Origin of the sequence: Streptomyces sp. NPDC016469 (assembly GCF_040632905.1) — a bacterium.
In the GTDB taxonomy this organism is placed as follows: Bacteria; Actinomycetota; Actinomycetes; order Streptomycetales; family Streptomycetaceae; genus Streptomyces.
Genome location: NZ_JBEYCQ010000042.1, coordinates 1 through 14903 on the forward strand (window position 1 = coordinate 1; position 14903 = coordinate 14903).

The window sequence follows — 14903 nt, forward strand, 5'->3', positions numbered from 1 at the left end:
AGCGGTTACAAACGCCGTCAGTGCGCTGCCCAGCAGCGTGCCGACAATCGCAATGGCCGTGGTCATCCAGGTGCTCGTCACAGGGAGACATTGTGGAGCACGACCTCGCACCCATCCGGGCGATCAGCGCAAAGCTCTTCTCGGTTCAAGCAGCCCTCGGCAGGAGGCTGTACTCGAGCCCGTCCTCCCCCTGCCGGTGCCCTTGCACTCCGAGAACAGATACCCGAGAGGAGGTTCGTGGATTGATGTCCGCTTCTGGGCGAGGCTGGGCCAAGGCTGCTGGTGTCGGCTACTGCTTCCTGGTGAAGATGCCAGTGTCGGCTTCGGTGAGGATGCCGAGCTTGACCAGGTGTTTCAGCTTGGCCCGGGTGCCTTCGATGTTCTTCGGCAGCAGTTCGTGGTCGAGGGATTCGCAGACGTCCTTGGCCTGCAGCGGTCCGGTCGTGTCGTTGAAGACGGCGAGGATGCGGGGGTAGTCCGGGTGCTCGGGCAGGTCCGGCGGGCCGGCTGGGAGCAGGTCGGTGAGGCCGGTGACGGTCTTCCGAGTGATCGCGAGGTGCTCGAGACGGGTTTCGGCCTCCCGTAGGCGGGTCTGCAGTTTGCCGATCTGCGTGGGGAGGTCGTCGGCCAGGGCCCGGGCGGCGTCCTCCTGGATGCTGAGTGCCTCGAGCAGGGGCTGGATGTTCACGCGGCCGCCGTCTACGGGTCGCGCCACGTAGGGGTGTTCGCGTCGGTGCGACGGCGGGCCATGACATGGGTCATGGCCCAGTAGGCGCGGGAGACGGACGAGGACGGGCGGTGCTCGTAGTCGCGGACCAGGCGCCGGTGCAGTATCAAGATTCCGTCGGTCTGTTCGACGACCCACCGTGGTGGGTTCCCACATCTACGCAAACGAGTGCTGCTCGCGTGATGTCGCCCATCAAGGCATCCAAATCAGATCGCGGGGCTACGCAGCACGTCAGTGGGCTCCCACCCGCTCATCCAGAAGGCTTCAAGCCCGTGCTCGTTGATGAACTGCCGCTCCACCTCGTGGATGGGGTACATCCCCTGGATGTTGATCACGTCGTGACCCTCGTGTCCTGGAACGCCAACGTCGATGCCCAGGTAGTCGGCTCCGTCGAGGACCAGCGGCGCGAACACGCAGAATGCCGTCATCTCCGACTCGGGCACGATTCGCTCACCGAAGTTGATGGTGCTGCCATAGCTGAATGGGCAGGTCCCGCGGAGCTGCTCGGCAAGGAAGCCCACCGCGTGGGCCCAGATCACGTTGGTCGAGTTCACGCTGAGGCAGAGTTCCGGCGAGCCGTGCTGCCAATCCGGATGTTCTGCCAGCGACAAGCCGTAAGTAAGCGTGGTGAGCAGCCCGTCCGGCAGGTCGTCGTAAACGATCTCCGTCACACCCCGCAGCCCCTGCTTGGTCGACTCGACAGGGAAGAAACGGGGCTCCCTTCCTCCGGAAAGTCGATCAAGGTGGGCGAGGTACTTCTCAACGCGACTGGCCATGTGTCGAGCTTGCACGATCGCTCTCCGGTGCACGCCACCGGGGCCGTCACCAGTAACGCTCCGCAACAAGTCCACAGAAGTTGAGCCAGAACCCGAGACGGTTCTGGCTCACTTTCCGTGGACTGGTTACGGAGAGTCAGATCTTCGGGGTCATGCGATGGCGGTTTGGATGGGCACGAAGTTGGGGTGAGGTGAGTTCGAGGGTCCGGTTGTCGCGTCCGGCACTCATGTGGTTGAGCCAGCGTTCGTACCAGTCGAGGAAGTCGGTGGCGGAGGAGGCGTTGGGGCCCCAAAATCCGTCGCTGTTGCCGATGAGGACGCGGCCGGTGAGGGGACCGGTCACCGCGATGACACAGACGTCCGTGCAGCCCATTTCGATGACGTGGAGGAAGAGGTCGCGTTCGTAACCCCTGGGTTCTGCGTCGCCGAATCCGCGGGGTGCCCCCGGTTCCTCCCGCGGGTTCATGACCAGCAGGGAACACCGCTCCAGCGGCATGAGGCCATAGAACGGCGCCGCGCCTGAGCCGCCGATGTGCGTGAGGAACTGCCGGTAGGCGTCGGGCAGGGCGATGTCGTGCTCGGCCTCGAACGCAGCGATGCGTGCTTCTGCCAGCTTCGGACCGAGGCGGAACTTGTGTTGCTCTTCTCCGAAGGAGTGGCTGCGCTGTGGTTGGAAAGGGATCGCGGCCAGCTTGCGACGCAGGCGGGGTATGCGGGGATCCATCATGCTCTTCTCTCGTCCCCGTCACCTTATGGGTGGCTGTGGTCAGCTGGCCAGGAGAACCTGTGCCCGCAGGAGCGCGAAGCCGGCTCGCGTCCCTTCCTGCAGGGTCTCGTCGTAATAAGGGCTGACGGCCTCGGTGCAGGCACGGCGAGCGGCTGCTAAAGGGTGTTGCAGAAGGTCGGGTTTGGGCAGGTCGGAGTGGTGGCTGACCTGCTGTTTCACCGTGTCATGGCGAGGTTGTGCATGGTGGCGACGGCCTGGACCGCGTGGTGAAGGCCGTCTCCTTTCTGGCGGCAGTCGCGCAGGACTTTCCAGTTCTTCATCCGGGCGAAGGTGTGCTCGACACGGGCTCGCACCCTTCGGTGCTCGGCGTTGTCCTCCTCCTGCCCGCGCAGGAGGGGCGGCCGGCTCTCTCGCGGTGCGGGACGATCAGGCCGGTGCCGAGGTAGGCGCCGTCCGCGATGACTGTCATGCCCGCCGCCAGAGCGGGCAGGCCCGACTCCCGCCAGACATGCGCGTCGGCCTTGTTACCTGGCGCCGGCCGGGCCGCCGCGATGACCAGGCGGGTGTCCGCGTCGATGATGACCTGCACGTTCGCCGAGAAGCGGTAGTTGCGGGACGAGACACCGACCTTGCGGTCACGGACCGGAATGAGGGTGCCGTCCACGATCCACAGCCGCTCGGTGTCCGCCACCGGCCGCGGAGCCCGCTCGAGCGCCAGCAGCGGACGAAGCCTCTGGATGACCCGGCACACCGTCGCCGGCGAGATGCCGAACAGCGGCGCGAGCTGCCGCATCGTGAGGTTCGTGCGGTAGTACACGGCCACCAGCAGCACCCGGTCCGGTAGCGGCAGACACCACGGCCGGCCACCGCTGGGCCCGTTCCCGCCCCGTTCGCGTACCGCCTTCACCAGCTTCGCGAACCGGTCCATCCGCAAGCCGGTGAACGTCTCCACCCACAACGGCTCAGCCCTCAACGCCCCACCCATACAGGCAAAATGCCCGGAACTCAGCCTTCTACAACACCCTTTAGCCCCACCGCCCGGTGTGCCGGCGCCTCCACCTGGACAGTGGTCGTAGCCGGCCCGGCTCCCGCCTCGGATACCGTGTTCCTCTACGGGGCGCCATAACAGATGTGATGCCCCCCCCGCCGGAGGTAGTCAGCGTATGAGTTCAAAGCGCAGCAAGAATCCAGCCCTGCCCGTACTTGACGACGCATTCCGACTCACGTCGGTCAAGGACGCCGAAGAGTCCACCCGTGACTTGGCCGCTCGGCTGGCCACCACCGAGCTGCGCCGCGTTTCCCACCCGGGCCGGATCACCTGGGAGCCCACCGATCAGGCCGAGCCCGTGCCGGTCCCGCCGACTGTGGTCGACGGTGACGGGGACCTGTGGCTGCGGGACCGGGGTACTGGCACCTGGACCATGCCCGAGTTCAACCCGAAGGAGTTCCCGGCCCGCTGTGGCGAGGTGCTGACGTGGAACCAGCTTGCCTGCGAGTTCGGCCCTCTTACCGCACTGGCCGACGACCGCCGCATCGGCGGGGGCCGGCGTCGCTGACCGAGCAGCCTTCTGGGATGACCGCGCCCCTGAAGTGCCCCCGTTACGGGTGCCTGGGAGCTTTAGCCCAACGCCGAGCACCCGTGCGAAGAACTACCAGGTCAGTGGGCGAGGGATCAGCTTCGCGGGACTGACGGGACCGGACCAGGGAGTCACCACCTGCAGATGTAATGGCATGTACATACAGGCGTGCGCACCGGCGTTCGCCTCGGCCTCAACGAATGCGCGGCGCGCACCCGTCTCCCTCGCCACGCACGCCACTGACGAGAGCGCCGTGCAACTGGGCAGTGTGCGGGGGTGACAGGCTCTGGCGCCGCGTCCGGGCGGGGGGGGCCAATGGGGTGAGGGTGATGGTGACGGGGTTCGGGCCAGCGCCCGTCGTTCTCGAACGAGGGGTTGCGAGGGCGTGGGCCGCTGCTCGGCTCCGAGGGTTGCATCGCTGGCCCTCGGCCATCGCGTGGTGTGGTCATCGCCCGGCCGGGGCGTTCCACCCCGCTTGAATCCGGAGATCCACCATGTTCTCGCTGGCCCTGCTCGTCGTGCCGCTCCTGGTGCCTGTTGCCGTTCTGGTCCTTGGTGCATTGGCCTACCTCGCGCACCGTCGCCCGCGGACGGTTGCCCCGCTCACCCTCGCCCCGTGCGGCGCGGCCGTCCCCGCAGCCACCGTCGTCCCGATCGCCGTCCGGTAACCCGGGCACGCTTCGTCACCTCCCCGCGGCCCGTCACCCGGACCATACGGCGCGCCCCATCCGCTCCTGCGGCTCTCACGGGGTTGGGCGGGGTCGACCGCGGTGACGGTTACGCCGTGCCACTTCGCCTTGTACTCGACCTGACGCCGGATCTCCCCGAACCCCACATCCAGGATCGCCCGGTTCGGCCCCGCCTTCGCCGCGACGTTCCGCCCCGGCCCCTCAACGGTGCCGCGCGCGGTGCGGGTCATGTTCTTCACCCGCAGGTCTTCGAGCGCCACGTGCGCGAACTGCGTGGCCGGCCGCTTGGACAGCAGGTGCTGGGTCGAAGCACGCCGCTGCGCGACCGGCCCCATGAGGTGCGCGACCTGGTCCGGGGCCTCCCGCCCCTCGCTCTTCCGGCGCCGATCGCAGCCCGGTAGAACGGACTCCGCCCTTTGCCGCAGCGAGGGCACATGCGGGGCGGCAGCCGCCCTGGGAGGTCGTGACCGGGCCCTGCCCGCCCCGCCTGCCCTGATCAGTGCCGCTGGGCGGCGTCGTCCTCGTCCTCCGCCGTGACCGTGCCGCCCAGGAGGCGCCGCAGGCAGTGCACCGCCAGGTCGGCGGGGGAGCCGGGGCCCTCGGTCGCCGCCTCGGTGCCGGACCAGATCTCCAGGGCGATCCGGATGGCATCGGTGGCCGCGGCGGCGACCAGGCGCACGTCCAACGGGTCGCGGCGGTCGTCCGTCAGCCGGGCGATGACTGGGACGAGCAACTCCTCCGACTCCTGGTTCACGCGGTACCAGACGGCGCGCAGTGCGGGATCGTCCGCCGCGGCGCGCAGCAGGCCCCGTGTGCGCAGGAGCGCCTCCGTGGCCAGGGGGTCCGGTGTGGCCAGCGCCTGTTCGACCGCGTCGCGCAGAGCCGGTCCCAGCGCGGTGCCCGGCGGCGTCTCGGCCAGCAGCGCGCGCCACTCGTCGGCGCCGACCGTGAGCAGTGGGCCGACGGCGTCCTGCTTGGAGCGGAAGTACCGGTAGAAGGTCCGCAGCGCGACCCCTGCCCGCCGGGCGATCTCCTCCGCCGTCGTGGCCTCCGGGCCCAGGGTGGCGAAGAGCTCGGCCGCTGCATGCGCGATGTCGAGCTGTGTGGCGGCCTTGCGGCGTTCGGTCAGCGACGGGGGCGGTGGCTTGGTACTCACCCCAGAAGCGTACGGCCTGCGACCACCCGGAGGCACGTCGTGACGTACTGGCAAAACGTGCCACCCAGGCGTACGGTGACGTGGAAGGCAAGGGCGCCGACGGCCAGGACAGGCCGAGACAGGCGCCGAAAAGGGCCTGGCCGACGTCGTCGGCGGGCCGAGTAGGAGAGCACACATGAGTTACGAGAACCGTTCCCTCCGCTACGACGGCCGTCGCGCCCTGGTCACCGGTGGTGGCTCGGGCATAGGCCAGGCCACCGTGCTGCGCCTGCTCGCTGAGGGCGGCACCGTCGTTGCGGTGGACGTCAGCGAGTCGGGCCTGAAGGACACCCTGGAGAAGGCCGGGGGCCACGCGGACCGGCTCACCACGCTCGTCGTCGACATCGCGGACGAGACATCGGTGCGTGAGGGCGTCCGGGCCGCGACCGACGCTCTCGGCGGGCTGGACGTCCTCGTCAACGCGGCCGGCATCCTGCGCTCCTCGCATACCGAGGAGACCAGCCTGGCGGACTTCACCCGTGTCCTGACGGTGAACCTCGTCGGCACGTTCTTGGTGATCCGTGAGGCGATCCCGGCGCTCCTGGAGGGCGAGGGCGCGGCCGTCGTCAACTTCAGCTCGACCTCGGCGGCTTTCGCGCACCCCTATATGGCGGCCTACGCCGCGAGCAAGGGCGGCATCCAGTCGATGACCCACGCGCTGGCCTCCGAATACGCGAGCCGCGGCATCCGCTTCACCGCCGTGCAGCCCGGCTCCATCTCCTCGGGCATGACGGACGGCAGCGGGGCCAGCGGCCAGAGCGTCGGCCCGGGCCTGCCTGAGGACGCCGACATGAGCCTGTTCGCGAAGCTCTCCCCGGCGCTCGGCCAGGGATTCGCCGGTCCGGAGACGGTGGCGTCGGTTGTCGCGATGCTGGCGTCGGAAGACGGCCGGTTCATCACCGGCACCGAGGTCCGCGTCGACGGCGGCACCCACTTCTGATCCCCGCGACCCCACCGGCCCCTGGAATGGAGCACACCATGTACGAGTCCCCCCACCACGACCTGACCGGCAAGAACCTGATCATCACCGGCGGCGCCCGGGGCCTGGGCGCGGAGACAGCCCGGCAGGCGGTGGCCGCCGGGGCCCACGTCCTGATCGCTGACGTCCTGGACGAGGACGGGGAGCGTACGGCCCGCGAACTCGGCGACCGCGCCCGCTTCCTGCACCACGACGTGACCTCGCAGGAGGAGTGGCGGCGGGTCGCCGACTTCGCCGTCGCCGAGTTCGGGGTGCTGCACGGCCTGGTGAACAACGCCGGCATCTCGACCGGCAGCCTGCTGGAGTCCGAGTCCGTCGAGTACTTCCGCAAGGTGCTCGACATCAACCTCACGGGCGTCTTCATCGGCATGAAGACCGTGATTCCCGCACTGAAGGAGGCCGGCGGCGGATCGATAGTCAACATCTCGTCCGCGGCGGGCATGATGGGCCTCGCCCTCACGGCCGGTTACGGCGCCTCCAAGTGGGGTGTCCGCGGGCTCACGAAGATCGGCGCCGTGGAGCTGGGCACCGCCCGCATCCGCGTGAACTCCGTGCACCCGGGGATGACATACACCCCGATGACCGCGGCCACCGGCATCGAGCGGGGCGAGGGCAAGTACCCCAATACGCCGATGGGCCGGGTCGGCGAGGCCGACGAGATCGCAGGCGCGGTCCTCTTCCTGCTCTCGGACGCCGCGTCCTATGTCACCGGGGCTGAACTCGCAGTCGACGGCGGCTGGACCACGGGCCCGACCGTCGCGTACGTCATGGGGCAGTGAGCTGGTCGCCGACATGCTAAAGGGCCAGGCCGACGCCATGGCCGCGATCACGAGCGACCAGCCCATCGGGCGCTTCGGCCAGGCCGAGGAAGTCGCCGCCGCCCTGTGGCTGTGCAGCCCCGGCGCCAGCTTCGTGATCGGTGCCGCCCTGCCCGTCGACGGTGGCTACACCACCCACTGAACGTGCGCCCGGCGTGTGCGCGCTGTTCGGCGAAGTTCACCGACGAACGCTGGAAGGCGACCCAGGCCACGGACTGGGGAACTCCGGCGGAGAGCCACCCCACCTTCTGCGACCGGTGCAAGCGGCGTGCTCTCGTTGCCTTACAGCTGGCCCAGACACTCACCATCGTCCCGAGCGCCACGACCAGGACGAGGACCAAGAGCCTGGACCCAGCCGCTGGTTCGCAATCCCATTTGGATGCTTCGGTATTCTGTGCGTCCTGGTGGGGATCGTTGAGCGGCTGGTGCCGGATGAGTTGGGGGAGTTGTTCCAGCGGGTGGTGCCGGAGGCGCCGTCGCGTCCGCAGGGTGGTGGGCGGCGTCGGCACGGCGACCGGGAGGTGTTGGCCGCGATCGGCTTCGTGGCTACGTCGGGTTGTACCTGGCCGCAGCCGCCTTCGGCGTCGTTCGGCCCGTCGGGAGCGACCGCCCACCGGCGGTTCTCGGAGTGGTCGAAGGCTCGGGTATGGGCCAAGCTGCACCGCCTGGTCCTCGACGAACTCGGTGCCCGCGGCGAGCTGGACTGGTCGCGATGTGCGATCGACTCGGTGAATGTGCGGGCCCTGAAAAGGGGGACCTGACAGGTCCGAATCCTGCCGACCGGGGTAAGTACGGCTCGAAGATCCACCTGATCAACGAACGAACCGGTCTGCCCATATCCGTCGGCATTCGCGGGGCCAACCTGCACGACAGCCAGGCCCTGATCCCGCTCGTGAAGGGGATCCCGCCGATCCGCTCCCGTCGAGGACCTCGTCGACGCAAGCCCGGCAAGGTCCACGCCCAGAAGGGCTACGAATAGGCCCACCTGCGGCGGGTGATGACGCGAGCGTGGCATCACCCGCCGCATCGCGCGCAAGGGAGTCGAGTCCTCGCAGCGGCTGGGCCGTCACCGCTGGACCGTCGAACGCACCATGTCCTGGCTCGCCGGCTGCCGACGACTCCACCGGCGCTACGAACGCAAGGCCGACCACTTCCTAGCCTTCACCAGCATCGCCCGCACCCCCATCTGCTACCGCAGGCTCGCCAAATGAGATGGCTTCTTAGCGAGTCGCGCGGGACGGCGGCCGCGAGCGGGGCGCCGCGTTAGCGCGCGTCGTGCGGCGCCGGGCCACCGCCCGTACCAGAGCGGTCATCACGCGTGTGTCCGTGCCCATCTCGGGGTGCCACTGGACGCCCAGCACCAGGCTGTCGTGACCTGTGAGTTCGAGGGCTTCCACCGTGCCGTCGGGTGCGTGGGCGCTGGCCGTCAGGCCCGTGCCCAGGCGGTCGACGGCCTGGTGGTGGTAGGCGGGTACGACGATGGGCTCCGGGACGGCCGTTGCGTACGCGGTGCCGGGTACGGGTGTCACCGGATGGTCGCCGAAGACGCCGTGGCCGCCGGTGTGGCCGTCGAGGTGCTGGTGCAGGGTGCCGCCGAGGGCGACGTTGAGCAGTTGCATGCCCCGGCAGATGCCCAGCAGCGGTACGTGTTCCTCGATCGCGGCGTGGATCAGGGCAAGCTCCCAGGTGTCGCGTTCGCGGGCGGGTGGTCCGGTGCGGGGGTCGGGTACGGTGCCGTAGCGGGCGGGCTCGACGTCGGCGCCACCCGCGATGACCACCGCGTCCAGTGCGGCGACGGTCTCCCGGGCCGCATCGGCGGTGTCGTCCGGCGGCAGCATGACCGCGAGGCCGCCGGACGCCCTGACCAGGCGGGGGTAGGCGGCGGGCAGCAGGACCGACTGCATCTCCCATACGCCCCAGCGGGCCGGGTCCTGGTAGGTGCTGATGCCGATGACGGGCCGGCTCATGGGCCCTCCTCACGTCTTCGTCGTCCGGATTCGCTGCGGTCGTGGTGCTGCCCCCCGCCGCATACGGTGCGGCAGGGGGCCCGGGTTCGGGGGCGGGGCTGCATTCAGTCCCTGGACAGTTCGGCCTCCGCCGCGGCGAGCGCGGCGAACTCCTCTTCCGGGGCGCCCGCCACGAGGTGGTGGCGGCTGTAGAAGGCGAAGTACGCCAACGCCACCACGTACACGCCGAGTGCGATGAATGCCGCGTCGCGGTCCACCAGGAAGGTGGCCACCAGTGCCGAGCATGCCAGCACGAAGGCGACGGACGAGGTGACCGCGCCGCCGGGGGTGCGGTACGGGCGTTCCAGGGCGGGCTCGCGGCGGCGCAGCACGATGTGGGACAGCGCCATCAGGGCGTAGCTGATCGTGGCGCCGAAGACGGCGACGTTGAGCATCCGGCCGCCGTTGCCGACCCAGGCGGCCAGCGTGAAGCCGATCGCGCCGGGGATCAGCAGGCCGAGGTAGGGGGACTTGCGCCGGTTGGTGAGGGAGAGGAAGCGCGGCAGATAGCCGGCCCGGGACAGGGCGAAGAGCTGGCGGGAACCGGCGAAGATGAGCGAGAAGAAGGACGCCACCAGACCGGCCAGGCCGGCGTAGTTGACGAACCGGCTCAGCCCGGTGTGGCCGCCCTTGCCCTCCAACGCCACGACCAGGGGGTTGCCCGCTTCCTGGATGGCCTTTGCGCCCTGGGCGCCGGTGGCGGCGAGGAAGGTGAGGACCGCGAGGCCGACGAGCACGGTGAGCGCGATGGCCAGCGCCTTCGGCATGGAGCGGACCGGGTCCTTGGCCTCCTCGGCGGCCAGCGGCACGCCCTCGACGCCGAGGAAGAACCACATGCCGAAGGGGAAGGCGGCCCAGATGCCGAGCAGGCCGAAGGGCAGCCAGGAGGATGAGCCGACCGCGCCGGTGTCCACCGGGATGTCGTTGAGACGGTTCGCGTCGAAATCGGTGAGCGCGCCTACGGCGAAGACCAGCAGTGCGGCGACGGCGATCGCCGTCACCACCAGGCTGAACCGCAGCGCCTCGCCGACGCCCCACAGGTGGATGCCGATGAAGATCACGAAGCAGGCGAGGTAGACGGGCCAGCCGGAGGTCAGGCCGAACAGGCCGAGCGATTCGACGTAGTCACCGATGAACAGGGCGATGGCGGCGGGGGCGATGATGTACTCGATGAGGATCGCCGTGCCGGTCAGGAATCCGCCCCAGGTGCCGAGCGCGCGTCGCGCGAAGCCGTAACCGCCGCCCGCGGTGGGCAGGATGGCGGAGAGCTCGGCCAGAGCGAAGACCAGACAGGCGTACATCACTCCCATCAGGACGGTGGCCGCCGCCAGGCCGCCGAAGCCGCCCTTGGAGAGTCCGATGTTCCAGCCGGAGTAGTCGCCGGAGACAACGTAGGCGACGCCGAGTCCGGTGAGCAGGAGCCAGCCCGCGCTGCCCCGACGCAGCGTACGGCGGTGCAGGTACGCGTCCGTCCCGCTCGCGTCGCCTGGTGGGTGGGCGTGTGTGTCGGTTCCCTGGGCCATGGGGCGCTCCGAAGGTGTGTCGACGGCGCAGCGTCGAGGGGTGAGAGGCAAGAGGGGCCTACATCAAAGGTTCGTCGCCACACCTTTGTGGATCGTCCGAGGAAATACAAGGGGCGTACGTTAAACAGTGGTTACGGGTCGGACCCTCGTGCGTGATGGGCGGAGGTCACCGCGGTGCGCGGGCGCCCGTGTCGTGCCACGCGTCATGCCAGGAAGCCGCGCAGCAGTGCGGCCGTGCCGCAGCAGTGTTCGCGCATGACCTCCGACGCCGCCTCCGCGTCCCGGTCGAGGACCGCTTCCACAAGGGCTGTGTGCTGCTGCTGCGAGTGTTCCAGGTTGCGCACCAGCAGCGGAATGCAGTCCAGGAGGTCGTTCAGGGTCGCGCGCACGCCGGCGTACTGGGCGGCCAGCGAGCGGGAGCCGGAGAGCTCGGCGAGGGTGAGGTGGAGCAGGGTGTCCTGGCGGCGGTAGTCGTCGAACCGGGCGTCCTGCGTCGCGTCCAGGGCCGAACGCAGCCGGGCGGCGCCGTCGGGTTCGAGGCCGTGCGCGCAGAGCCCGGCGGCGCCGACCTCCAGCACCTCGCGGAAGCGCAGGGTGTCCTCCACGTCGACGGCAGCCACCCGGCGCCGCAGCTCCTGCTCGCCCGCCGGAACGGCGGCGCGCGGCAGGACGAACGTACCGCCGTAGCGGCCCCGCCGGCTCTCCACCATGCCTTGGTCCTGGAGCACCTTGAGGACCTCGCGCAGGGTCACCCGGCTGATCCGCATGCGGTGGGACAGGTCGCGCTCGGAGGGCAGTCGTTCGCCGGGCGGGACGAGGCCGAGACGCAACAGTTGCAGGGTCTGCTCCAGTGCCTCCTCAAATCCGTTTCCGGCGCGTACGGGGCGCAGTACGGGCGTCAGCCGGTCCGCCGGGGCCTCTTCCGCGGCACTCGCATCCGGCACCCCCACGTCCGCCTCCCCGGCTACCGGGCCGGCGCCGGTCGGGTTCTTGCTCGCCACTGGATGTTTCCCCTTCCCAAGCAATGGTTCTCTGCCATACCTTATGGCTTCCGGTGCACCCAAGGAGGAATCCCGTGGCAGACCGCACACCCCCGCTGGCCGTCGAGGAGCTTCGCTCCCTCGTGGCGAGCGGTTCGATCGACACCGTCGTTCTGGCCTTTCCCGACATGCAGGGCAGACTCCAGGGCAAGCGGTTCGCCGCCGGATTCTTCCTCGACGAGGTGCTGGAGCACGGTACCGAGGGCTGTAACTACCTCCTCGCCGTGGACACCGACATGAACACGGTCGACGGCTACGCTATGTCCTCCTGGGAACACGGCTACGGCGACTTCGCCATGCACCCCGACCTGGCGACCCTGCGACTGCTGCCCTGGCACGAGGGCACCGCGCTGCTGGTCGCGGATCTCGCGTGGAACGACGGCCGGCCGGTCGTCGCCGCACCGCGCCAGGTGCTGCGCCGCCAGCTGGACCGGCTGGCCTCCCTCGGCTACACCGCACAGGTCGGTACCGAGTTGGAGTTCATCGTCTTCAAGGACAGCTACGAGGAGGCGTGGGACCGCGACTACCGCGGGCTTACCCCCGCCAACCAGTACAACATCGACTACTCCATCCTCGGCACCGGCCGGGTCGAGCCCCTGCTGCGCCGCATCCGCAACGAGATGCAGGCCGCCGGGCTGACCGTCGAGTCGGCCAAGGGCGAGTGCAACCTCGGCCAGCACGAGATCGCCTTCCGCTACGACGAGGCGCTCGTCACCTGCGACCAGCACGCCATCTACAAAACAGGTGCCAAGGAGATCGCCGCACAGGAGGGTGTCTCGCTCACCTTCATGGCGAAGTACGACGAGCGCGAGGGCAACTCCTGCCACATCCATCTCTCGCTCACCGACGAGAACGGTGACAACGCGATGGCGGGCGACGGCCCCGAAGGCATGTCGGAGCTGATGAGTCACTTCCTGGCCGGTCAGCTCGCCGCACTGCGCGACTTCTCATTGCTGTACGCACCCAACATCAACTCCTACAAGCGGTTCCAGCCCGGTTCCTTCGCTCCGACGGCCGTCGCCTGGGGCCACGACAACCGCACCTGCGCCCTGCGCGTGGTCGGCCACGGCCGGTCACGCCGGTTCGAGAACAGGCTGCCCGGCGGCGACGTCAACCCGTACCTCGCCACCGCCGGCCTGGTCGCCGCCGGACTGTACGGCGTGGGACACAAGCTGCGCCTCCCCCAGTCCTGTACGGGCAACGCCTACACCTCGGAGTACGAGCAGGTGCCGACCACCCTGCGCGAGGCGGCGGACCTGTGGGAGGCCAGCCCCATCGCAAAGGAGGCGTTCGGCGAGGAGGTCGTGGCGCACTACCTGAACATGGCACGTGTCGAACTCGCCGCGTACGACGCCGCCGTGACCGACTGGGAACTGCGCCGGTCCTTCGAACGCCTGTGACCTCCCACCCCGCCCCCACTCCCGATCGAGGCCCGTACGTGTCACACCAGTCCGCACCGCACACCCTGGATGTCCTGAACCCGGCGACGGCCGAGGTCGTCGCCACCGTGCCGGCCGCCACCGCAGGCGACGTCGACGCAGCCGTCACCCGGGCCACCGCGGCCCAGCCCGGCTGGGCAGCGGCGGCCCCCGCCGACCGCGCCCGGCTGCTGCGCCGCTTCGCCGCCGTCGTCGACGACCACGTCGAGGAACTGGCCCGGCTGGAGGTCCGCGAGGCCGGACACACCCTGGGCAACGCCCGCTGGGAGGCGGGCAACGTGCGCGACCTCCTCGACTACAGCGCCGGCGGAGCCGAACGCCTCTTGGGCCGGCAGATCCCGGTCGCGGGCGGCATCGACTTCACCGTCCTGGAACCCCTCGGCGTGATCGGGATCATCGCCCCGTGGAACTTCCCGATGCCGATCGCCGCATGGGGCCTGGCACCCGCGCTCGCCGCCGGCAACGCCGTGCTGCTCAAGCCCGCCGAGACGACACCGCTGACCGCACTGCGCCTCGCCGAACTGGCACTCGCGGCCGGGCTGCCCGAGGGACTGTTCCAGGTACTGCCCGGCGAGGGACCGGTCGCGGGCAACGCCCTGGTGGAGCACCCGGGCGTGGCCAAGATCGTGTTCACTGGCTCGACCCGGACCGGCAAGCAGATCATGACCCGGTGCGCCGAACGCGTGAAGCGCCTCACCCTGGAACTGGGCGGCAAGAGCCCCAACGTCGTCTTCGCCGACGCCGATCTGGAGGCCGCTGCCGCGAGCACCCCGATGTCCTTCCTGGACAATGCGGGCCAAGACTGCTGCGCACGCACCCGCATCCTAGTCGAACGCTCCGTGTACGACCGCTTCCTCGACCTGCTCGCCCCAGCGCTCGCCGCCGTCGTGGTGGGGGACCCGTCGGACGAGAAGACTCAGATGGGGCCCCTGATCTCGGCCGTCCAGCGCGACCGGGTACGCGGCTTCGTGGACGGTGCGGCCGAGCACCGCGAGACGGCGGGAGCCATCACCCTCCTCGGCTCCGCCCCCGACGGGCCCGGGTTCTGGTACCCGCCGACAGTCCTCGCCGGGGTGTCGCCGGACGCGCCGGTGGCCGTCGACGAGGTCTTCGGCCCGGTCGCCGTGGTGCTTCCCTTCGACGACGAAGCGGACGCCGTACGCCTGGCGAACGCCACGCAATACGGTCTGGCCGGCTCCGTCTGGACCCGTGACGTGGGCCGCGCGCTACGGGTCAGCCAGGGCCTGCGGGCCGGGAACCTCTCGGTCAACTCGCACTCCAGCGTCCGGTACTTCACCCCGTTCGGCGGATTCAAACAGTCCGGCCTGGGCCGCGAACTGGGCCCGGACGCCCTCACCGCTTTCACCGAAACCAAGAACGTCTTCATCAGCACGGAGGCCTGAACAC

14 protein-coding genes and 3 pseudogenes are annotated in these 14903 nt (G+C 69.5%); 7 read left to right on the forward strand and 10 right to left on the reverse strand.

Going from position 1 to position 14903, the window contains the following annotated elements; genetic code table 11:
* Positions 1-289: 289 nt before the first annotated feature.
* From ABZ565_RS31870 to ABZ565_RS31895, 6 genes and pseudogenes are all read right to left on the reverse strand, one after another.
* Positions 290-688 carry a hypothetical protein gene (locus ABZ565_RS31870; protein ID WP_361034668.1) on the reverse strand — a complete coding sequence of 133 codons (399 nt, stop codon included), beginning with the start codon at positions 686-688 and terminating at the stop codon, positions 290-292.
* Between the two features lie 11 nt (positions 689-699).
* A pseudogene (locus tag ABZ565_RS31875) lies at positions 700-873 on the reverse strand (IS5/IS1182 family transposase); the annotation flags it as partial.
* A gap of 60 nt (positions 874-933) precedes the next feature.
* The gene (locus ABZ565_RS31880; RefSeq protein ID WP_361034671.1) at positions 934-1503 is read right to left on the reverse strand and encodes a suppressor of fused domain protein; all 570 of its coding nucleotides are present in this window, start codon (positions 1501-1503) and stop codon (positions 934-936) included.
* 136 nt (positions 1504-1639) lie between these two features.
* Positions 1640-2227, reverse strand: coding sequence for an SMI1/KNR4 family protein (locus ABZ565_RS31885; RefSeq protein WP_361034771.1), 588 nt, complete (start codon positions 2225-2227; stop codon positions 1640-1642).
* 42 nt (positions 2228-2269) lie between these two features.
* Positions 2270-2449, reverse strand: coding sequence for a hypothetical protein (locus ABZ565_RS31890; RefSeq protein WP_361034674.1), 180 nt, complete (start codon positions 2447-2449; stop codon positions 2270-2272).
* Positions 2446-3215: pseudogene (locus ABZ565_RS31895) on the reverse strand (transposase family protein). The gene ABZ565_RS31890 and the pseudogene ABZ565_RS31895 overlap by 4 nt, the downstream one beginning before the upstream one ends.
* A 178-nt stretch (positions 3216-3393) precedes the next feature.
* Between ABZ565_RS31895 and ABZ565_RS31900 the strand changes: the two are divergent.
* The gene (locus ABZ565_RS31900) at positions 3394-3786 is read left to right on the forward strand and encodes a hypothetical protein (RefSeq protein WP_361034677.1); all 393 of its coding nucleotides are present in this window, start codon (positions 3394-3396) and stop codon (positions 3784-3786) included.
* Positions 3787-4992: 1206 nt separating this feature from the next.
* Here the strand turns inward: ABZ565_RS31900 and ABZ565_RS31905 are convergent.
* Positions 4993-5652, reverse strand: coding sequence for a TetR family transcriptional regulator (locus ABZ565_RS31905; RefSeq protein WP_361034680.1), 660 nt, complete (start codon positions 5650-5652; stop codon positions 4993-4995).
* Positions 5653-5827: 175 nt separating this feature from the next.
* Between ABZ565_RS31905 and ABZ565_RS31910 the strand changes: the two genes are divergently transcribed.
* From ABZ565_RS31910 to ABZ565_RS31925, 4 genes and pseudogenes are all read left to right on the forward strand, one after another.
* Positions 5828-6631, forward strand: a complete 804-nt coding sequence (locus ABZ565_RS31910) for an SDR family NAD(P)-dependent oxidoreductase (RefSeq protein WP_361034683.1) — start codon at positions 5828-5830, stop codon at positions 6629-6631.
* 38 nt (positions 6632-6669) lie between these two features.
* Positions 6670-7449, forward strand: coding sequence for a glucose 1-dehydrogenase (locus tag ABZ565_RS31915; RefSeq protein ID WP_361034686.1), 780 nt, complete (start codon positions 6670-6672; stop codon positions 7447-7449).
* Between the two features lie 13 nt (positions 7450-7462).
* Positions 7463-7630: an SDR family oxidoreductase gene (locus ABZ565_RS31920; protein WP_361034689.1), complete on the forward strand. Its 168-nt coding sequence runs from the start codon at positions 7463-7465 to the stop codon at positions 7628-7630.
* 250 nt (positions 7631-7880) lie between these two features.
* Positions 7881-8699: pseudogene (locus ABZ565_RS31925) on the forward strand (IS5 family transposase).
* A gap of 9 nt (positions 8700-8708) precedes the next feature.
* On the opposite strand, the gene ABZ565_RS31930 reads toward ABZ565_RS31925, so the two are convergent.
* The 3 genes from ABZ565_RS31930 to ABZ565_RS31940 all read right to left on the reverse strand — a co-directional run bounded on the left by ABZ565_RS31930 (position 8709) and on the right by ABZ565_RS31940 (position 11967).
* Positions 8709-9455 (reverse strand): gamma-glutamyl-gamma-aminobutyrate hydrolase family protein, encoded by a 747-nt coding sequence (locus ABZ565_RS31930; RefSeq protein ID WP_361034692.1) that lies wholly within the window; start codon positions 9453-9455, stop codon positions 8709-8711.
* 104 nt (positions 9456-9559) lie between these two features.
* Complete coding sequence (eat, locus tag ABZ565_RS31935) at positions 9560-11017, reverse strand: ethanolamine permease (protein WP_361034695.1); 1458 nt, start codon at positions 11015-11017, stop codon at positions 9560-9562.
* A gap of 203 nt (positions 11018-11220) precedes the next feature.
* On the reverse strand, positions 11221-11967 hold the full coding sequence (locus tag ABZ565_RS31940) for an FCD domain-containing protein (protein WP_361034774.1): 747 nt from the start codon (positions 11965-11967) through the stop codon (positions 11221-11223).
* A gap of 125 nt (positions 11968-12092) precedes the next feature.
* On the opposite strand from ABZ565_RS31940, the gene ABZ565_RS31945 reads away from it, so the two are divergent.
* Together ABZ565_RS31945 and ABZ565_RS31950 are read left to right on the forward strand one after the other, a co-directional pair.
* Positions 12093-13457, forward strand: coding sequence for a glutamine synthetase family protein (locus ABZ565_RS31945; protein ID WP_361034698.1), 1365 nt, complete (start codon positions 12093-12095; stop codon positions 13455-13457).
* Between the two features lie 38 nt (positions 13458-13495).
* Complete coding sequence (locus tag ABZ565_RS31950) at positions 13496-14899, forward strand: aldehyde dehydrogenase family protein (RefSeq protein ID WP_361034701.1); 1404 nt, start codon at positions 13496-13498, stop codon at positions 14897-14899.
* Positions 14900-14903: the final 4 nt, after the last annotated feature.